Genomic DNA, 20,646 nt, shown 5'->3' with positions numbered 1-20,646 from the left:
CAATGGGTTTGGAAGGACAGTGGGTTTGTTAAGCTCTATCTCGGGTAAAAATGACGAGAGAAGCAAAAAGTGCTTAGGAAGAAAAATTGTATAGGAAGGGTAAGTGTCGGTTTTTTAAAGCGTTAAACAAAAAGCGGAGAACGTAAAGAAAATGGGAAATACGCTTCCACTCTTATTGGATAGAAGCGATATAGGTCGTTTAAACACACAGGTCGTTTATCATTACAACTTCAGAGAGTTAGGCTCAGTTTAAATGAATTGACTTTGAGGTCTATACCCAAGTGACCTCAAGATACAGGATTCAGAGCCTCATAGTCTGTTTCAGAGCAAGGAGAAGAACGCGGTGTAATGACGCGTCCTTTCCAAGTTCTTTGACGATGAAATGGGACAGAATATGGGCTCCCAAGGGCGAGTTTAACTGGCTTTCATACTGCGTTACCGATTCTTGATTTAGAATGACTAGATCTTCATATCGGTGCCTTGTCTGAAAGCCAGTTAATTCTCGCTGAACCAAGTATCTTGAGGTTACTTGGGTATACACCATCACTCTTTATCTATTTGACCCAGATAAGTGTGCCAATTGTCTCTGGTAGTGTTGTACTGATATTCGCAAAAAGACTCTCTCTCCTCTCGATATTCTTTTTCTACTTCATCCAGTAAACCAGCAAACTTTTCAGGGTCGCTACCATAAACAAGGCACAGTGTTTGAAAGTAACGCTGTAAATTAAAGCTATGCTCACCAGCATATTCGACAAGTTGGTATTTGTCTGGCTGTCCTTGCGTTTCGAAATCAAACATATCTGCGGCGCTGATAGCGGCATCTGCTCCGTTTTCTACATATTCAATCATTATGATGGCAGCCAGATTATCAACGGCATCTTCCTCTTTACCTAAAATGGGGATCTGCTGGTCTGCGATGTATGCGTGGCCCAGTTCGTGAATCAGGGTGTGAAGTACTGTATCTATTGCGCCTAGCTCGGGTTTCTTGCCGTATTTCTTTTGATAATCATTTTTTGCGAAATGGTGATGCGCTTCTGTGACGAAAGAGTAGGGCATTTGCACTTTATTGGTTTCGGGATTAAACAGCGGACCGTCGTCAGAACCATACTCAATCGTTAGCGTACTTTTGAAGGGAAACAGAGTGTCGCCAAATCCGACCACCAATTCGTTAACCCCGCTGTCTATAAGTAAAGATTTTACGGTCTTCTCTTCGTCATTGAGTGGCGTTAAATAGTTAAGAGCAATATTGTTCTGCGCGAATGATGATGCAGAAAGCAGTGCCGCAAAAAAACAGGTCGAAAATGTATATTTCATGAAGACATTCCTTTGAGGTTATGCTTCTAAAATTAGCATTGACTTTCCTAACTACGAAAGCCAATATTGCCTGCGAATTAAACAAAGGAGCCTAAAATGGCAAAGAAACGCAAAAATGCGAAGCTTGCCACTGAAAATGTGGTTGAGATGCAACACGAACACGGTAGAGGCGTGATTCAAGATAATGCGCTTAAAGCGATAGTCACCAGCGAGCTGTATAAAACCCGGGTGGTTAAAGCGAAGAAAGGGAAAGGTAGTTTTAGCCGAGGCAACAAGCACAAAGGGAAAGAGCCCTATTCAAAGCAAGCGGCATAATCGCTATTCTTCGAATAGGGCTCTTTCGTTAAAGAACGTTTTAAAGCTTTGGAATTTTGTAGCTTGGCAAATCTATAGCTTGGTAAATCTATAGAAATAGAATACCTATCCAGACAAGCCCCGCCAGTAGCAAAGCGACAAACACCGCCGCAGACCCAATGTCTTTAGCGCGTCCGCTTAACTCATTCCATTCTGAACCAAAGCGGTCTACCACTGTTTCAATAGCGGAATTGAGCAGTTCAACAATGATCACCAAAAGCACAACACCTATCATCGCAACTTGTTCTAGCGGAGTGACGGGTAGAAAAAACGTCAACGTGCTGAGAACTACGAGCAACCCTATTTCTTGACGAAAAGCCGCTTCATTTTTCCACGCCGCTTTTAAACCTTTCATCGAGTAGCGTGTCGCATGCACAACGCGAGTTAATCCGGTAGCACCAGGTTTCATTATTTTCCTACAGTGTTTTCAATACAAAGCACGCATTGTATACCTAAGTCACCTTTAGATGCTAGGTTCGACGAGGCTAGCATAGTGTTCACCCCATATATTTTTTAGAGAATATTTTATTCTATTTTCATAGATTTAATTTCGTTGACAGGATTATGGCAACACTTACTCTATACGTGTGCTCTACCAATGTTGCGTTAGCGAGTTGAGCATAAGGACTGTGCAATAGAATGAGATATGGATGAATTACGATATTTTTAACGGCGATGCGGACGGCATAATTGCCCTTTTACAGCTTAGGCTGAACCAACCTAAAGACGCGGTTCTCGTTACTGGCGTTAAGCGTGACATCAAGCTCATCAGTAAAGTCGATGTGCAGCAAGGTGATGACCTAACCGTTCTCGATATCTCAATGGAAAAGAACAAAGCCGATTTGTTAAACGCGCTTGAGGTAGGGACAAAGGTTTTCTACGCCGATCATCACAGACCGGGTGACATTCCTGAAGCGGATAATCTTCAAACTCATATTGATACCGACCCAAACACTTGTACGGCTTTGATAGTGGATAAACTCCTTGCTGGAAAATACCGCTTATGGGCTATCACAGCGGCATACGGCGACAATATGATTGCACGAGCGGATACCCTTGCTGATCAAGTTCCTCTAACCAAGGCACAGAAAGATCAATTAAAAGAATTCGGTACGCTGGTGAATTACAATGGTTATGGTGCAACAGTCGAAGATTTGCATTATCACCCAGCTGATTTGTTTAACGCTTTGTTGCCTTATTCGTCTCCATTTGATGCGATTCAGCAGGCAGATTCTCCTTATCACGTACTTAAATCCGCCTATGAGAGTGACTTTGCTAACGCTTTAGCGGCAAAAGCTTCCCATAAATCGGATGTGCTAATGGTCATACAATTACCCGATGAGCCTTGGTCTGGAAGGATTAGTGGGGTATTAGGGAACCATTTAGCCAATTCAACCCCGACGTCTGCTCACGCGGTTTTAACCAGTAATCCAGATGGTTCTTACACAGTCTCCCTGCGCGCACCGCTTAATAATAAACAAGGTGCCGGGCAAATTTGCAGTGAGTTTCCAACTGGGGGAGGGCGTGAAGCCGCTGCTGGGATAAACGCATTGCATCCTTCCGATTTACCGCGTTTTATTGAACGTATAGAGTCCTACTACCGCTAGACTCTCTGTAAGTAAAATGAAAGAAAATAATGAGTTTGTAGGTCTGTCTGTTTGAGTCAATCAACGGACAGTTCCCATGAAAAACCGCTCTTTCACTTTACTTGGGCTTAGTGCGACAGCCCTCCTAATGTCGACATCTGTATCAGCTCAAACTTGGACGCACCAAGGGCAACCAGCACAACTTGTCGAGTTGTTCACGTCTGAAGGGTGTTCGAGTTGCCCGCCAGCGGATCGGTTCTTAAGTAAATTCCAATCTTCAGCAAAACTATGGGAAGAGATCATTCCAGTTGCGTTTCATGTCGACTATTGGGATTACTTAGGGTGGAAAGATGAATTCGCTCATCCTGCTTACAGTCAAAGACAGCGTTTGTATCGTGCGTATGGGTCGATCAGTTCTGTCTACACGCCAGGGTTTGTTGTTGATGGAAAAGAGTGGCGTGGATTTTTCTCACGAAGCCCGCTTCCCACAAAAAGCCAGAATGATCGCGGGGTACTCACGCTAGAAAAGAATCAAGATGACTTTTCATTAAAATACGATCAGAAAGGTAAATACACAGCGCACTTAGTCTTGCTGGCTATGGATGAAAAAACAAAGATTAAAGCTGGAGAAAACAGAGGGCGAGAGCTCGAGCATGATTTTGTGGTTTTGAATAAATACCAAATGAATGCAGAACAACACTGGGACTTCCAAAATATCATGGCATCTAATAATGCGGATGCTGTCGCTGTTTGGCTGACTCAGGGGAATCAGAGTCAGCCAGTTCAAACTGTTGCGGGTTACATTCGCTGAGGTTTGTTGATTGCAGTTGGTTCAAATACAAACGATCATTTGCTATCAGCAATTATGTTGATGTGAGGGCTTGGGCGCTTTATTAATCGCGCCCATATCGCAATCACTATGATCGAGAACGCTATCCTTCCCCAAAGCACAGCATAAATGTCGGCACCCAGTAGAAGAATTAATAATGTATCTTCGATAATGCTGTGGCATAAGCCCAAAAAGCAGACGACGATTAATGTGTCACGTTTTGAGATCTTTCCCTGTTTTATTTCGTTGATTAGCAATCCAGCACCAAAACCTAACCCTAGTGTCATTCCAATAATAGTGATGTTTGTTGCCTCTTTCCCAATGGTGAGCCCTTTCATTAATGGGGAAAGGGCTATGTGGAGCAACCTTTCTATTCCCAATAACCGAAGTAGTTTTAACAAGGTCATCAACGTGGCAATAATAATGTATATCGATATTAACATTTGGCTCTGGTCTAGAACCCACTGGGACCAACTGTGACCAATAGGATCAGGTTTCCAGAGTAATGAAACAGGGGATTGTTGCCATCCGCCGATTTGGTACGTGATATGAGCAATCCATCCAATCACTAAACCACCGCCCACTCGAAATGAGAGTGTTATCCACCACGGGACCCCTGTGGCTTTTGCTACCGCACCTTCAATGGGTAATGAATGCGCGAACAATATTAGCAGCCCAAGAACTGAGATTTGTGCACCTGTAAAGCTTGATTGGCTCGCAATGTCGTAGAAAACCACCATAGCAGTATAGATATTGGTGAGAATGGCGACGGCCCAAACTAACCCCCACTCTTGAGGAAGCCCGAACATTTCCATTATTGGCGAAAGCGCTGATGCTAGATACTGCGTTCCTCCAACCATATCTAACACTCTCACAATGATGAGAGTAGGCACCATTATTTTTAGCAGTGTCCAATAAACACGGTTTATGTCTTTTAATAGGTCAGCGCCTCCTTTCCAAATGGCTTCCATAGGTACTCCTCATTCATTATCGTAAGTTATTTGTCTGACTCTATTTTATTCCAAGTGGCGAAAAATAATTTTAGTTTCAAGAGCTATAAATTTTCATAAATTTCTTTTTTGGGTTAATTATGTTAACAATATTTCAATCCGCTAAAATAGCTGCACAATCAAAGTGTTGAGGAATTGTATTTTTTGAAGCATAAACTGCACCAACATAAGAGGCTTTTGGGCTAAATTGGACGTGAATTCCATAACGAAAGTTAAAAAGTGAAACGCCAGTCTTTAAGTAAACTTAAGTGCTAGATTGTTTGGATGCTGGCAGACTTCGGTTTCTTAACTTAAGCGAGAGTGAGCCGCATATCATGAGAAGCCAAGGCACATCATGAGCGGTTATTGAAGTGTAAACTTAGTAAGGTAAGTATGTTTTTAGATAAATTGGACAAAGCCATTTTAAGGCGTTTACAGGAAGACAGCTCAGTAACGAATGTCGAACTGTCGGAGTCCGTTGGGCTTTCAGCTCCCGCTTGTTTTAAAAGAGTGAAACGGCTTAAAGAAGAAGGGGTGATTAGCAAGGAAGTGGCTTTGATCAATCATCAAAAGCTTGGTCCTATGATTCATATGGTTGTGGAAGTCATCATGGAGCGAGACCGACTTGAGTTGAATCGCGCGTTCATCGATAAAGTAAACAAGACGATGGCAGTAAAAGAGTGCTATAAGGTGACGGGAGAGGTCGATTTTGTCTTAATTATCGACTCGCCCACCATGGAAAGCTATGAATCACTTTGCGATGAGTTACTGTATTCTAATCCTAACGTGAAGAACTTTCGAACTTTGATCTCCATGAACAAGGTAAAATACGACACGAGAATTCAAATATTCGATTAATGCTTGTTCATGTTGATTTAAAATCAAGCAACCAGTTGAGTTTCTAAGAAAAAAGTGACCTTTGGGGGTTCCAATTCTCAATGCTTGTGGCAATATAGAACTCGTTCCACGATGATGCGTGCATCGTATAATGGCATTACCTCAGCCTTCCAAGCTGATGATGCGGGTTCGATTCCCGCTGCACGCTCCAATCCCTTCGCTAGACTTCAATATTTTATATTCCCCTACAGATACAAATAATTAATACCTAGCTTTGTCTTTATAGAATTTGCGAGACTAAAAGAGCGTAATCCTTCACCTTGCTCCTATCGTCAGTATCTTAATTTAAGAACTCACCGGACTCCGTGTACGTTTCGATCGAAGTGCTAAACATCCACTCACCATCCATCTGTTTGTATGTCTCTATAAGTGTTATTTTCCCAACAGCGTTCCGTTTGTCTGCCACTGTATACACTTCTTTTGTATTACCGATGCAGTGAACTTGAATCGATAACGTAATCAAGGGTGAGTTGTGGCGCTGTATGAAGTCTGTTTGGGTACGGGTTAGGTTTAAAAAATCTTGATTCATATGCTGTTTTTATTCCTTCGATGTCGCTCAAAGTTGTTTATTGTTTTTGAGTACTCTAACTCAACAATGCAGACTAACATGCCTTTTAAAGGCGTTTACTCGGTGCTCTTTAGCTAGAGGTTATGCTCTGTGCATGCAATTTACTCAGTAGCTTATATGACATCTAGATGGTCAATGTTTCATTATGTAATACATATTTCCATTTACTTTGTGGCTAAAAATATGTCATTGAATTTATTTAATTAATATATTTTTCGATGTTACATATAACTTTCACAACCCATTCTTATACGTGAAACATATTTATTTAAAAGCTCAATTATTTGAGTTTGAAGATTGAATGCTGTGTACTAAGTTAATCAGTGGAATGCGTATTTTCAGAATTGATAGGAAGCGGAAAACGTCAAGCTGTTGATGCGTCCTTTGCCATTAAATTGCGTCTGCGCACTGGAAAACGTGGATGTAAAGTCTTGCTTGGTGTACTCAATTCCCAGCAAGATTCTCTTGATTTGGTATCTAGCTCCAACTCCAAAACCTAAAGATGCACCATGGCTGTACATGTCGATTGACTCTGAATGAAGTGGGTTGCTTCCTTGAATGGTTCCAAAGGCAAACCCAAGCCCGGCTTTACCGTAAAGCTGTATGTTTTGCATTGGGATATAAGTGAATACTGGAGAAAGTGAAAAAGTATTCAACACCACATCACTGTGCATCTTACTTCCTGCAAAATCGACGGTTTCTCCACTTTCTGAGAATTGCTCCATTCCCATCTCAAAACCAATGAGAGTATGCTCACTGCCCGTATATTCATTAGTATGGAATGTAATACCAAGGCCGAGTATTGTTCCTTCCAAATTTTCAACGCTGTTCACGGCAGACAGGTTCGCTTTTCCGAGCTTAATGTTCAGCATCAGATCATTAATTTTTTCGTAAGCATTCGTTTGAAACGGCATTGAAAAGAGCAGAAATGGAAGGTAGAACTTAGTCATATTTTTTGTGAAGGCATCGTTTAATAGGTGCACATTTTACGACGAATATCACGTTATTGAGCGGCAGATTGGTAAGTAAGTGTAAGTGTGGAAGGGAAATAAAAAAGGCGGCATTTTTGCCGCCTTTATAGATGATACAAGCGCGAGCTTATACTTGGCTCGTTTCTTCTCTGGCTTCTAGTTCACAATCTTCTGCAATGAAACCGCCAGTTTGGTGTGCCCAAAGTTGTGCATAAATTCCACCAGACCGAACAAGCTCTTGGTGGGTACCCTGTTCAACGATGTTACCTTTGTCCAGAACGATTAGGCGATCCATGGCTGCAATGGTTGATAGACGGTGTGCAATGGCAATAACCGTTTTCCCTTCCATGAGCTCATTCAAACTATGTTGAATTGCCGCTTCAACCTCTGAATCGAGCGCCGACGTTGCTTCGTCCATAATAAGCAGAGGCGCGTCTTTTAGTAGTACTCGTGAAATAGCAATACGCTGTCTTTGCCCGCCCGACAGTTTCACACCTCTTTCGCCGACTTGAGCATCATAACCAACATTACCAAACGGGTCGGTTAACGTATCGATGAACTCATGAGCTTGAGCTTGTCTCGTTGCATTGATCATGCCTTCTTCAGATGCATCGGGGTTACCATATAAAATGTTGTCCCGAATCGAGCGGTGTAGAAGCGAAGTGTCTTGCGTTACCATGCCGATTTTAGCTCGAAGTGAATCTTGAGTGACCTCTGATATGTTTTGACCATCGATCTTGATACTACCGCCTTCAACATCGTGGAAGCGGAGCAGAAGGTTAACCAATGTTGATTTACCTGCGCCAGAGCGTCCGACTAATCCGACTTTCTCGCCAGGTTTTATGTCGAGGTTAAGGTTGTCGATGACGCCTTTGTTTTCACCGTAATGGAAACTGACATTATCGAAGCTGATGCCCCCATGTTCTACATTGAGATCTTTGGCGTCTTTTTTATCTTCAATGGCTATCGGTTTTGATAGCGTATTAGCACCATCGACCACCGTACCCATGTTTTCAAACAACGCCGTCACTTCCCACATTATCCACATCGACATACCATTGATGCGCAACGCCAGTGCTATAGCAATGGCTATTGCACCAACACTGATGGCATTATCCATCCAAAGGAATATAGACATGCTGGCTACAGCAAATACCATGATGTAGTTAGAGATCTCAACGCACACATCGAAGCCTGTTACCAAGCGCATTTGGCGGTGCACAGTGTCTAAGAACCCTTTCATACCTTCCTCGGCATACTCGGTTTCCCGCTTACTGTGTGAAAAGAGCTTCACTGTGGCGATGTTTGTATAGCTGTCAACAATTCTACCTGTCATTGTAGAACGCGCATCAGCTTGTTCTGCAGCGACTTTCTTTAAGCGCGGGACAAAGTAAATTTGAATACTCACGTATGCCGTTAACCAAGCCAGCATTGGGATCATTAAACGCCAGTCAGCTTGTGCAAGAATGACCACTATCGATGTGAAGTAAACCAAAACGTAAACAAAAACATCGCACGTTTTCATTACGGTTTCTCTTACGGCGAGCGATGTTTGCATAACCTTCGTTGCTACGCGACCTGCAAAATCGTCCTGATAGAAAGAGAGGCTTTGTTTCAGCAGATACCGGTGGGCTAGCCAACGAATGGACATTGGGTAGTTGCCCAACATGGTTTGGTGAATAAGTAATGAGTACACCAAAACAAGAATAGGCATAGCAACGAGTAGCAAAAAGCCAAACCAAAGTAGGGTGTCTTTGTTTTCCTGCCAAAAGGTCTCGGGGTTACTTTGGCTAAGTAAATCAACAAGCTGCCCCATAAAGCCGAATAGAGAGACTTCAATAATGGCAACTAAGGTGGCGAAAATGGCCATGATGACCAGTGGGATTTCGTACCCTTTCGTATAATGACGACAAAAAGCGAAAATGCCTTTTGGTGGTTGTTCGGGCTCATCCTTGGGAAAAGCCTTTGTAAAGCTTTCGAACAGTTTGAACATATATCCTTCCTAATAGAATACGTCCCGCCGCCACTAATGGGCAGTGGGCTTATTAGCGCAACTGATTATTTTGTTTAAATTTAAGGTGATCGATTCAAAGAGGAGAGGAGCTCTTCTATTCGAACCCTAACTACTAAAGAGATCTCAAGGTAAAGGCTTGAAGTAGCTAAGGAAAACTCAGACTTTCTCTGTACACATAAAGAATATCTAAGCGGTTTACTCTACACCAACATTAATGAAATGTAATCAACTTAATGCATTGATATTTTAGTGATCATGAAATTAATTTGTTATTAATCAATATCGTTACTTGAGCAAAGTATTTTGGGGGTAAGTGTTTAAATGCTTTGTTTTAACTGAGAGCTAAAATACAGTGAAACCATTGGTGTATTAATAACTTAATGGATGAATGTATCGATCAAGTAGGTCATGATGGTTTAATATGTGATCGAAATTTGCGTTCAGTGATATTTTCGGTAAACTTGGGTGATTGCAGTGAATTGTTGGCTTCTGATTTCTCAAACTGACGTTATTACAGTGAAATAATGGTTAACATTGTGTTTACAATTCAAAGGTGTTCCAATCAAAGTTGTCAGGGAAAACATGTTTAATTCTCCTAATCAAAATGTCGACTCTCTGTTGTACAGTGAGCAAGGTGTCCAGAATGCAAACTGTGTTGTTATGGCCCCACCAAAAGAATTTGCGTTTAATGCGCAAACAGCAGCGGATAATGAATTTCAACACGCAGTAGACGAATCAACAGAAGTTATTCGTGAAAAAGCGATGTCAGAATTCAAATTGATGGCAAAAACATTACGCCAGAACGGTATTCAAGTCGTCGAATTTGATTACCCTGAATCGATGATTGAAACACCTGATGCCGTTTTTCCTAATAACTGGTTCAGTACGACGCGAAATGGCGAATTTTTCACTTTTCCTATGGCGTGTGAAAACCGAAGACACGAAGTAAGAACAGAAGCACTTGTACAGGCGCTTGAAAAAGCGGGTAGAAACGTCCGTTCTACAAACGACAGCCTTTTAAGTTATACAAACAAAGAAGCGTATTTGGAAAGTACCGGAGTGATGGTCAAAGATCATGTTAACCGAACTCTTTATGCAGCTTTATCTCAGCGTTGTGACCGAGAAGTACTCGAAGATTACGCCAAGCAAATTGGTTACGACCGAGTGATCAGTTTTCAAACAGCGTTACCAGAAACAGGTCACCCAATTTATCACACCAATGTGATGATGGCGGTGGGCGAATCATTTTGTGTGATTTGTGATGAAGTGATCCCAGAGTACGAGAGACGCTTCGTATTGAAATCGCTAGCAAAAGACCGCCAAGTAATCAGTATTAGCATTGAACAAATGAACAAGTTCTGCGGCAATATCTTGGAATTACAGTCGGTTAATGGTGATAAGTTAATTGCCATGTCACAGTCTGCATTCAATGCATTTAGCGAGACTCAAAGAAAGCAGCTTGCTCAACATGGCAAACTGCTTCCATTTGATGTGGGAACCATCGAGACAATTGGTGGTGGTAGTGTGCGGTGTATGCTAGGAGAAATTTTCCTTTCTCCACGAGTTGCCACGCTTTAACGCTAAGCGGCTTTCATCACTACTTGGTTTTTCCCAGCATTTTTTGCTCGGCACAATGCAAGATCAGCTCTTTCTAACGATGAGTGTTGATCTTGCTCTGTTTTAGTTAGCCCAATACTGACCGTTACGTTCAATTCCTTATCTTCATACATAAAATCAATATTTTCTATTTCATCTCTCAGGTGTTCTATTCGTTCAAATGCCTCTTGTGCGGTAGTTGCATCAAACAATATACAAAACTCTTCACCTCCGAATCGAGCAACGCTGATAACCGTTGGAGCAGGGAACAGTGAGCTCATTGTTTTTGCCACTTCAGTGATGAGCTGATCGCCGCATAGATGTCCATTCCTATCATTGATAGCCTTAAAGTCATCAATGTCGATAAACGCTAGGTAGCGATTGGAATGCTCGACGGGTTGGTTCAGGCGAGAATAAAAGTACTGCTTATTGTCTAGCTGAGTCATGCCGTCTTTGTTTTTGAGCTGATGATTAAGAAATAAGTTAGATAAAGAAACTTGAGCGAAATCTCTAACAAGAAGTATTAGGGTTCGATAAGTAGGAATAGCGCAAGAAAGGTAGACAACACCGAGTAATTTTTCTCGAACTATGAGTGGGATAGTGTAATGGCGCGAATGTATTTTTAACGTTTGAGCCAGTTCATCACCATGCTTTCCTAATGTGTAGCTTAGGTTTTTTTGGTGGCTTAGCTTGTCGGCTAAATGCTTGTTCTGCAATATCGCGTTTAAATTCCCGTGATAATCGATCGTGGAAAAGGTGTGTTGCTGCTGGTCATATAGGCAGAGCTGAAGACCGTTATGACTAAAAAACCGACGAAATATGGTTCTGAGTTGGTTTTTGAACGTCAAAAGATCCGGTGCCATATTCAGTTTTTCGAGCTCTTGGTTTAACTGCAATGTAATATAGTTCACCGCCACTGTTAGAAACAATAAAGAACAAAACATGATTGCTGTCAGGCTAAATTGATAAGAGCTGGCGAGAATCTCTGCCTGCCCTGTGCCAGAAACAAACACCCACCCTAAATCGTTATCAGCATCGAAGACCGAAATTTTGTTGTCATTATTGTAATAGTATTCAATGGTTCCGAACCGAACACCATTATCTACTTGCTCTTCAATACCTGCGCTGTAGCTGATTGAACGTGTTCCAACACGTTGTGGATCGGGGTGGAATACCAACCGTTTTTCAGTAGCGTCAACAACAAAGACGTAGCCACTGTCTAAAGTTTTGAGATCTTTAAAATGTTGTGTTGTGTAAAAGAGATCGAATTCAATCCACATATTGAAAAGCAGCTTAGGGTTGGAGTGTTTGACGGCAAAAACCCAATGACCAGGCTCTTTCTCATATATAGAAGAAACGTAAAATTTGTCACCGTAGCTATGCAGCCTTTTCCACCTTAAGTTTTTAACTGAGCTTTTTGTTAAAGAGGTTCCACGATAAGAACGGTAATTATCTTTGGACTCGGAGTGAAGAATAATATCGGAGTAGATAGGGGTTTCCAGCAAGATCTGCTGAACCATTTCCTGATAAGATCCAAAGCCTTTTTCAAGCCATGTCTGCTCTAATATGTAGAACTTGCTCACCGTTGATTCTAAATGAGCATGTATTAGCGAACTTGCAGTTCGAATATTTGCCTGTGATTGTCGGTATGCTTGGGTTTCTGTCTCCTTAAGTTCTTGATATGCCGTATATAACATTCCAGTTATCAGTAAGACGATAAATGGACGAATGAATTTTATTAATATTTTTGGTAAAGCCATAGACGTTGTTTTTTATTAAAATTTTGAAGTAGATCCCATTTTTGTATTCGTCATCTTAGACCTAAATTAAGCGTGTATCAATGCATATCGACTGGATGTATATGGCGAGAACGGTTATTTGTTCTGTAAATGAAGTGAGCTAATTTATAAATTAAATAAATTGGGCGTACCCAAGTGGAAATACGTTGATATTTTCCGCAAGAATGACTTGGGTACGATATAGCGTTAATTGTGTAGAATCATGAGTGTCATAGGCGTGACCAGCTGCTCACCATGTACTTCTTCATCAAGCTTATGATTCAAAGAGGTATCGCATATGATTTGCCAGTGCTGATCCTTAGATGCCGGTAATTTGTACCTTGCAGGGACGCTTGATTGATTAATTAGGTACAGAAGCTCCCGGCCATTTTCACCTATTCCCATGTGAAGTGCGATGGCGCTGACGATGTTCCAATCGTCATGGGACATGACCTCGCTGTCAGTTCGGAGCCAAGTAATTCGGTTGTCGTTTCGTGAATCCCCACTAAATGCCCGTACAAATGGGAGCATGTACTTATTTCTTGCTGCGACAAGCGTCGCCAGCCAATCTTTGAAGTGTTTTTGCCGCTCGGACAGTTCCCAGTTTAGCCAACTGAGATCGTTGTCCTGACAGTAGGCATTATTATTACCATTTTGAGAGTGAGAGAGGAGATCTGCCGTTAGGATATGAGGGACACCAAAACTAAAGAGTAAGCTGGCCATGAAATTCCGCTTTTGTTTTTCCCTCATGGCTTTGATGAGCATGTTATTTGTGTCGCCTTCCACACCATAGTTTGAGCTTCGATTGTCTCCATGCCCGTCTCGATTGCATTCACCATTTTTCAGATTGTTTTTGTGTTTATAAGACACTAAATCTTGCAGTGTGAAGCCGTCATGGTAGGTGACGTAATTGATCGTAAGCTTCTCAGGCCAGCGGCTTGCAGAGTATATGTCTCTAGAGCCCATCAAACGGGTGGCAAACTCTTTAAGATAGCCTTGGTCACCTCGCCAAAAACTACGGCTAATATCACGGAACTTGTCGTTGCATTCATTCCAACCATCAGGAAAGCCGCCAACTTGGTATCCATTTGGTCCAATATCCCAAGGTTCAGCAATTAACTTGGTTTCACGAAGAGAAGGATCTTGTCTTACTGCTTGAAAAAAGGACGCTTTATGGTTGAAGTGTTCGCCGTTTCTCCCGAGTGTGGCGGCCAGATCGAACCGGAAGCCGTCAATATGGTATTCCTGTACCCAGTACCTTAGTGTGTCCATGACTAAGTTGAGGGTGGGTTGATGTGTTAGGTCTAAGGTGTTGCCACATCCTGTATAGTTTGAAAAATGCTCGTCGTGAACCAGGTAGTGTAAAGGATCGAGCTTTTTAAGATTAAACTCAGGTCCGTCAGCGCCACCTTCGGCAGTATGGTTGTATACCACATCCAAAATGACTTCTATGCCGTTGCGATGAAGTTCTCTAATGGCGGTTTTTAGTTCCCTAACTGCGTCTGCCTCTGCGTATCTAGGATCTGGGGCCATAAAGACGAATGGGTTATAACCCCAATAGTTTGCCATTCCTTTTTCAAGCAAGTGTGGCTCGTGCATACAAGCAGCTATAGGAAGTAGCTGAATGGTATTAATACCCTGTTTTTGGTAAAACGCGAGCATTTCTTTGCTAGCTAACGCACGATAAGTCCCTCTTTGCGCTGTAGGGAGCTCAGGGTGTAGCTTAGTTAAGCCTTTGACATGCGTTTCGAACAGAATCATATCTTCAAGAGCACGTCTTGGCGGCTCAATGCCTTGCCAGTCGAACTCCGACGACGTAACAACACTTTTGGCTAAAACCCAGCTTTTTTCAGGCGTATACGGTGGCACATAGTGAAGAGGTTTACTGAGTGCTTTGGCATAAGGATCGGAGATTAATATTTCGGAATCTTCAAATGGCACGATAAAACCATAGTTTTGCCCTGGCTCAACGCCCTCTAGGTATATGGCTTTCACGCCATGCCCAAAGCTTTGAAGGGTATAGCTGACAAATTCGTTGTTTTTATCGAACAAGGCAAGACGAATATCCGTTTCACCGGGCGCGTGAACAGCAAAGTTGCAACCTGTGGAGTCTGGTGTCGCTCCGAGTGGAAATGGGCGTGCTCGTTTTTTATCCATGGCTAACTGTATTTCTATTCTTCAAGTTCTGGTTATTCAGGCTCCAGCATATTTCATTTCGACATGTCGAGTGGACAGGACTTGATGTGTTTGTTGATATGCATAAGCTTGATTATTGGTTTAAGTATGATTTTTAATGACCGTACGTCAACCTTACTGAGCATTCTTTTTTAGAGAAGGAATATTTCCATTTCACATCATATACGAGGTGTAATCTTGAACATGCTCTCGTTTGGTATGGGTGCGTTTGAGTGTAATTCGAAGAAATGTATTCACACAAAAGGTTAAAACAGCGTTCGATTGTTTGGTGTTCGAGATGTAATAGGTAGAGTAACTGGCTGATTTGTTTGAGCTACATAGTTAAATTGGCAGTTGCGACACCTTTTAACACAATTCCCCCTAAAAATGCCCCCTCAAAAACGGTACAATACAGCTTGTATTCACCACCAGCAGTTTCCTATGAATGTAATGACCATTGCCATTGGCGCTTCCGTTATCTGTCTCATACTAGTAGGAGTCGGTATGATGACAATCAGCAGTAAAAAGCGTGCTGAAGAACGAGATAAAGTCGCGCGTGAAGCCGCATATAAAAAGGCAATGGAAGCCTCTAAAGCAAAAGATCATCAAGAGCGTGTATACAAAGCTGAAACGGGTCACATTCCAACTCAGCTATTCTTGGCGAAAGAAGCTGAATTAGGAAATCCGAGAGAAGCATTACATTGGTATGAACGAGCTGCAAATGCAGACAATGAAATTGCCATGTACAGTGTGGTTCGTTTGTGTAATCGCTTTAGTGATAATCATATTATGAACCTTAAAGGAAAGTATTGGGGTAAAGTGATAGAGGCGAGAGGTGGCGACAAGCAAGCTCAGTTTGAAGTGGGCTTATGTTTGTTGAAAGGCCATGGTATTGATCAAGATTTGCAAAAAGGCATTGATTTAATCCAAGAAGTGGCTGAAGACGGAAATATTGATGCTCAGTTGTACATGAGTGATTGGTACGTTGCGGAATCGAATCCTACACCTAATTCCGCCTTAGCAGCAGAATGGAGTTACAAAGCCGCAAATCATGGCTCAATCGAAGGAATGATTCGTTTGGGTCGGCATTATGCTGAAGGGCAAGGCGTTGAGCAAAATCACACTCGTGCCACTTATTGGCTTGAGCGAGCTGCTGAAACGGGCAATGGGCGAGCGCAATTTTATGCCGGCGAGCTTTGGGCTGATACCGATGCTCAAGGTAATGCTCTTGCTTACATTTGGTTTTTTCTTTCCGCCCACTCTGGCTTTTCGAAAGCTAAGAAACGTCGCGATGAAATTGGTAATGTGATCGGAATTGATGCCATTGTAGGTCTTCAAGGATTAACCAAACCTATTTTATCAAGACTGGAAGAAGGAAAAATCAAAAGGCATTCGATCATCAAGGCACTAAATAAAATGTACAAGCGTGATGAATACTTCCCAGAGATCCATGGCGATGAATTTGTGGTAAGAACGCTAGAACAAGAAAATACTGAACAACCCAGCAAATCTTCTGATTTCACCCAAGCAATGAGTTAGCGCAAACTCATTGCTTGGTAATCGTCTCTTTGGAAATGCCCCGCGATTGAAGCGGGGCATTTTTGTTTATTACGAATCTTTATCCAAAGACTTACAGACAGCGGCAGTGAACACTACATCGGTCGAACTGTTCAAAGCGGTTTCAGCTGAGTCTTGAATAACACCGATGATGAAACCAACAGCAACGACTTGCATCGCAACGTCATTTGGAATACCAAATAATCCACAAGCCAAAGGAATCAGAAGTAAAGATCCACCCGCCACACCAGATGCACCACACGCTGATACAGCAGCGACAATTGAGAGCAGCAAGGCTGTCATTACATCAATCTGAATACCCATGGTATGTACTGCAGCCAGTGTAAGAACTGTGATAGTAATGGCTGCGCCACCCATGTTAATCGTCGCCCCTAAAGGGATAGAGACAGAGTACGTGTCTTCGTGCAGTTTAAGCTTGGAACACAAATTCATATTAACCGGAATATTGGCTGCACTTGAACGTGTAAAGAAAGCCGTTACGCCACTCTCTCGCAAGCAGGTAAGAACGAGAGGATAGGGGTTTTGTTTCGTTTTGGCGTAAACAATGGCTGGGTTAATGATCAGCGCCATAATGAACATTGATCCCAACAATACTGCTAGTAACTGTGCATAGCCGAAAAGAGCGTCGAAGCCAGTGGTTGCAAACGTAGAAGCCACGAGCCCGAAAATACCGAACGGAGCCAGTCTGATAATAAAGCGAACGATCTGCGAAACACCATGACTTAAATCTTCAAATACAGCCTTAGTCGTATCTGACGCATGGTGCAGTGCTAGCCCCAAGGCAATCGCCCACGCCAAAATACCGATGTAGTTCGCATTCATCAGTGCGCTGACTGGGTTGTCTACCAGTTTAAACAAAAGAGTGTGTAGAACTTCCGCTATGCCTTGTGGAGGTGTGGCCCCTTCTGCGCCTGCAACTAACGTTAGAGTTGTAGGGAAAACAAAGCTCATCACCACGGCGGTTAAAGCCGCAAAGAATGTACCCAAAAGGTAGAGCACGATAACGGGCTTCATATTTGTGTGTTGATTTTTCTTTTGGTTGGCGATAGAGGCGGCGACAAGAATGAAAACTAAAATGGGGGCAACCGCTTTAAGTGCACCAACAAAAAGATCACCCAGCATACTCGCTTTTATTGCGGTCTCTGGTGAGGTTAAGGCGAGTGCAACACCAAAAGAAATGCCTAAGAGTATCTGTAAGACAAGATTTCCGTTTGCTAACCGTGATAACACGGAAGAGTTGTTCATAATCTTTCCTGTAATGTAATAAGTTTGAGCCTAAGTCAGGTGTAGAAGTACTCATTTACCCTGATTGTGTCCTATAAATATCCGAACTCTTCGTTTCGGTGATGCGATCTTATAGATTGCAGTTTTATTGTCTAGGTTAATTGAGTTATTTATGTTTTAAAATTTACTTATTGATGTTCTATCCAGGTGTATATTCTGTGAATTGGCTTTAACTTAGTATTCATTATTGTGACGTTAGAGGGCTTTCTAGAAAATATCGGTTGGCAACATGATTTATTAGACTCGGCAAATTATTGATTAGAAATGAAAATTTTCTGAGCTAATTAAAAAAGTACTAATAAGCAACTTGGTTTCTATTAAGTTGGTTTTTTCCAGCTATGCTTAAGGAATAAAAATAGACGTTACAAGGTTATTCTTATGACTATCTTAAGTAGCGTATTAAGTTGGAAAGCTAGGTTAAGTCTGTCCCGTCAGATATTGGTCTTGTTGTGCTTGTTAGGCAGCCTGTTTGCTGTTTTGTCGACGCTGTCAAATGCCTATTGGGATCAACAGAAAAATTCTGAAAGGACGGAAGCGATTTTAGCTTCTGTTGATACGTATTTTGTTCCCAAGATCCAGCGTTATCTAAAGGTTAAAGATCAGCTTCAGCTTGAAGTGGTGGTCAAAGAGTTATATCGCTTTGCAGAAGTCGATGGCGTAAAAATAGCCATGTCAGGATCAAGCGATATTCAGCTTGGTCAATTCTCGTCGCAATATTCAGTGGTATCTCATTGGGGGCTCGAAGAAGGGAGCTCTGATAAAACGTTAAGCTTAGCGTTAGTGTCGCCAAATCAAATTGAATGGCAAGACAGGTTTTCGTATCAGGAGTTTGCGACGCAAAGCTTGCTGGCGCTAATGATGGTATTGCTTGGTTACATCATTCTATTAAATTCAATCATTAAACCAATTCGTGAAATGTCTCGCCGAGTTGGGGAAATCGACGAGAATAACCTCCCAAACAAAATTCACTTTGAATCACGCTGGTTCCAAGATGAACTGTCGCAGTTTAATGAGCGATACAATAATGCAGTGGTGCGAATTCGAGAGACCTTTCTTCAACTATCGAATACGTGCCAGCAAGCCGAAATTGCGAAGGCACGGAAAAGTGACTTAATGTCGACGATGAGCCATGAAATCAGGAATTCGTTAAACAGCTACGTTGGAATGGTTTCACTCTTGAAAGATGAACCCAGTAAAGAGGAACTGAAGGAGTTCTCTGCTCTTATTCAAAGTGCTACTGCCAATTTACAGGATTTGGTAAGCGATATTCATGATATGTCCCAGTTGGAAACTGGCCGGTTGGATATTGTTAAAAAGGATTTTTGCATCACTGAATTGGTGGACGACATTGATGCGATGTTCCGTGCCAAAGCAACAGAAAAAGATCTTCTATTCCAATGCACGTTAGATTCCAGTATCAATCCAAGATTACTTGGTGATAAAAGTCGTATTCGACAAGTGCTGCGAAATTTATTGAGTAATGCCATTAAATTTACGGATAGTGGTTATGTTCTTTTAGATGTTCAACACCTCTCTTATGATGACAATTCCGAAACGATACTCTTTGAAGTCAAAGACAGCGGAGTTGGAATTGATCTGACTCAGCAAGACGAAGTATTTGAACAAAATATCTCAAGTGATAGCAGCGAACGAAATACCACTGGGGTGCGTTTAGGCATAACACGAAACCTAATACATCTTATGGGAGGGCATTTAAGACTGGATAGCGAGCCTGGGGTTGGGACTCACTTTTCGTTTACGTTACGGTTCTCGCATTCCTCAGAGCAGCCTGTGATGATTGATGACGAACTCGACAAACCAAGAGCGCTGCTACTCGACGACTATTGCCTGAATATGAGAATTACGTCTATTCAATTGGACAAAATGGGCTGGGAGTCGACATGCTGCCAAGATATTAGCTACGTTACTACGATGTTGAAAACAGCGCTTAAGAAAGGGTTGGCCTATCAGCTTTTAGTGATAGATCATGATTTAGCGTATCTCGACAGTTTTGATTTTGTTAAGCAAATAAAAGAAGGGCTAGGGGATAAAGCACCCTCAATCATGATGATATCTTCATCCAAATTTGATCATAAAGAAGCCATCAAACATGGTGTCGATATCTGCCTAGCAAGACCTTATGATGTTGATGATCTTGAACGTAAAGTAAAGTCTGTATTCGAGAAAGAACCATTGACGCCCCCTCCACATTTACTTGTAATAAAACCTACTGTGAAATCGCTTTTGAGAGTTTTGCTGGTGGAAGACCAAGTTTCCAATCAAGTTGTCATGAAAAAGATGCTTGAACGTTTAGGGGTTGATGTTAGCGTGGCAGAGAATGGACGAGTTGCGGTATCAAAGTGCGCAGTAGAGCATTATGATTTGGTTCTCATGGACTGTCAGATGCCTGTAATGGATGGGTTTGAAGCAACGTTTTCTATTCGAAAAATGGAAAATGAATCTAGCTTAAGGGTGCCTATTGTCGCATTGACTGCCAACGTACTTGCGGAAGAGAAAAAGAGGTGTTTTGAAGTCGGGATGGATGGGTTTGTTTCAAAGCCGGTTAGCTTAAGTAAGTTGTCCACAGTACTTAGAAAGCACGTTTCCAACTTTGAATTCATAGTCAAAGACTCTAAATCCAACTCAGAAAGTAGCGAGCTTTCGAAAAAGCGAACAACTCACTAAGTTTAAGATTAAATATGTTATACAACTC

16 protein-coding genes and 1 tRNA gene are annotated in these 20,646 nt (G+C 42.0%); 8 read left to right on the top strand and 9 right to left on the bottom strand.

The genetic code is table 11. The features are described 5' to 3' along the window. Positions 1 to 543: 543 nt before the first annotated feature. Positions 544 to 1,314 carry a DUF4344 domain-containing metallopeptidase gene (locus Q8W40_RS14410; protein ID WP_305398153.1) on the bottom strand — a complete coding sequence of 257 codons (771 nt, stop codon included), beginning with the start codon at positions 1,312 to 1,314 and terminating at the stop codon, positions 544 to 546. A 147-nt stretch (positions 1,315 to 1,461) separates the two neighbouring features. Between Q8W40_RS14410 and Q8W40_RS14405 the strand changes: the two genes are divergently transcribed. Beyond that, entirely contained in the window at positions 1,462 to 1,629 is a 168-nt protein-coding gene (locus tag Q8W40_RS14405) for an alternative ribosome-rescue factor A (protein WP_370693391.1), read from the top strand. 88 nt (positions 1,630 to 1,717) lie between these two features. Here Q8W40_RS14405 and Q8W40_RS14400 read toward each other — a convergent pair whose 3' ends face one another. Continuing rightward, positions 1,718 to 2,077: a diacylglycerol kinase gene (locus tag Q8W40_RS14400; protein ID WP_305398151.1), complete on the bottom strand. Its 360-nt coding sequence runs from the start codon at positions 2,075 to 2,077 to the stop codon at positions 1,718 to 1,720. Between the two features lie 241 nt (positions 2,078 to 2,318). On the opposite strand from Q8W40_RS14400, the gene Q8W40_RS14395 reads away from it, so the two are divergent. Together Q8W40_RS14395 and Q8W40_RS14390 are read left to right on the top strand one after the other, a co-directional pair. After that, the gene (locus Q8W40_RS14395) at positions 2,319 to 3,275 is read left to right on the top strand and encodes a DHH family phosphoesterase (RefSeq protein ID WP_305398149.1); all 957 of its coding nucleotides are present in this window, start codon (positions 2,319 to 2,321) and stop codon (positions 3,273 to 3,275) included. A 76-nt stretch (positions 3,276 to 3,351) separates the two neighbouring features. Continuing rightward, positions 3,352 to 4,065 (top strand): DUF1223 domain-containing protein, encoded by a 714-nt coding sequence (locus Q8W40_RS14390; RefSeq protein ID WP_305398147.1) that lies wholly within the window; start codon positions 3,352 to 3,354, stop codon positions 4,063 to 4,065. Between the two features lie 35 nt (positions 4,066 to 4,100). On the opposite strand, the gene Q8W40_RS14385 is transcribed toward Q8W40_RS14390, so the two are convergent. Beyond that, the gene (locus tag Q8W40_RS14385; RefSeq protein WP_305398146.1) at positions 4,101 to 5,054 is read right to left on the bottom strand and encodes a hypothetical protein; all 954 of its coding nucleotides are present in this window, start codon (positions 5,052 to 5,054) and stop codon (positions 4,101 to 4,103) included. Positions 5,055 to 5,465: 411 nt separating this feature from the next. Here Q8W40_RS14385 and Q8W40_RS14380 point away from each other — a divergent pair, with 411 nt between their 5' ends. Next, complete coding sequence (locus Q8W40_RS14380; protein ID WP_305398145.1) at positions 5,466 to 5,930, top strand: Lrp/AsnC family transcriptional regulator; 465 nt, start codon at positions 5,466 to 5,468, stop codon at positions 5,928 to 5,930. 116 nt (positions 5,931 to 6,046) lie between these two features. Then, positions 6,047 to 6,120: transfer RNA gene (locus Q8W40_RS14375), tRNA-Gly, on the top strand. Between the two features lie 129 nt (positions 6,121 to 6,249). Here the strand turns inward: Q8W40_RS14375 and Q8W40_RS14370 are convergent. From Q8W40_RS14370 to Q8W40_RS14360, 3 genes are all read right to left on the bottom strand, one after another. Next, the gene (locus Q8W40_RS14370) at positions 6,250 to 6,498 is read right to left on the bottom strand and encodes a hypothetical protein (RefSeq protein WP_126608361.1); all 249 of its coding nucleotides are present in this window, start codon (positions 6,496 to 6,498) and stop codon (positions 6,250 to 6,252) included. Positions 6,499 to 6,875: 377 nt separating this feature from the next. Then, positions 6,876 to 7,487: an outer membrane protein gene (locus Q8W40_RS14365; RefSeq protein WP_305398144.1), complete on the bottom strand. Its 612-nt coding sequence runs from the start codon at positions 7,485 to 7,487 to the stop codon at positions 6,876 to 6,878. 148 nt (positions 7,488 to 7,635) lie between these two features. Continuing rightward, complete coding sequence (locus tag Q8W40_RS14360; RefSeq protein WP_305398143.1) at positions 7,636 to 9,501, bottom strand: ABC transporter ATP-binding protein; 1,866 nt, start codon at positions 9,499 to 9,501, stop codon at positions 7,636 to 7,638. 603 nt (positions 9,502 to 10,104) lie between these two features. Here Q8W40_RS14360 and Q8W40_RS14355 point away from each other — a divergent pair. Continuing rightward, entirely contained in the window at positions 10,105 to 11,100 is a 996-nt protein-coding gene (locus tag Q8W40_RS14355; protein ID WP_305398142.1) for an arginine deiminase-related protein, read from the top strand. Positions 11,101 to 11,102: 2 nt separating this feature from the next. On the opposite strand, the gene Q8W40_RS14350 is transcribed toward Q8W40_RS14355, so the two are convergent. Together Q8W40_RS14350 and glgX are read right to left on the bottom strand one after the other, a co-directional pair. After that, the gene (locus tag Q8W40_RS14350) at positions 11,103 to 12,815 is read right to left on the bottom strand and encodes a sensor domain-containing diguanylate cyclase (protein ID WP_305398140.1); all 1,713 of its coding nucleotides are present in this window, start codon (positions 12,813 to 12,815) and stop codon (positions 11,103 to 11,105) included. A 288-nt stretch (positions 12,816 to 13,103) separates the two neighbouring features. Next, positions 13,104 to 15,053 (bottom strand): glycogen debranching protein GlgX, encoded by a 1,950-nt coding sequence (glgX, locus tag Q8W40_RS14345; protein WP_305398138.1) that lies wholly within the window; start codon positions 15,051 to 15,053, stop codon positions 13,104 to 13,106. A 459-nt stretch (positions 15,054 to 15,512) separates the two neighbouring features. On the opposite strand from glgX, the gene Q8W40_RS14340 reads away from it, so the two are divergent. Beyond that, a complete protein-coding gene (locus Q8W40_RS14340; protein ID WP_305398136.1) occupies positions 15,513 to 16,610 on the top strand; it encodes a tetratricopeptide repeat protein in 1,098 nt (365 codons plus the stop codon). A gap of 69 nt (positions 16,611 to 16,679) precedes the next feature. On the opposite strand, the gene sstT is transcribed toward Q8W40_RS14340, so the two are convergent. Continuing rightward, complete coding sequence (sstT, locus tag Q8W40_RS14335) at positions 16,680 to 17,894, bottom strand: serine/threonine transporter SstT (protein WP_305398134.1); 1,215 nt, start codon at positions 17,892 to 17,894, stop codon at positions 16,680 to 16,682. 417 nt (positions 17,895 to 18,311) lie between these two features. Here sstT and Q8W40_RS14330 point away from each other — a divergent pair, with 417 nt between their 5' ends. Continuing rightward, the gene (locus tag Q8W40_RS14330) at positions 18,312 to 20,618 is read left to right on the top strand and encodes a response regulator (protein ID WP_305398133.1); all 2,307 of its coding nucleotides are present in this window, start codon (positions 18,312 to 18,314) and stop codon (positions 20,616 to 20,618) included. Positions 20,619 to 20,646: the final 28 nt, after the last annotated feature.

This window comes from Vibrio penaeicida (genome assembly GCF_030689305.1).
Taxonomy (GTDB): domain Bacteria; phylum Pseudomonadota; class Gammaproteobacteria; order Enterobacterales; family Vibrionaceae; genus Vibrio; species Vibrio penaeicida_B.
The sequence above is the reverse complement of the archived record's forward strand: the minus strand, read 5'-3'. Positions and strand labels throughout refer to the sequence as shown.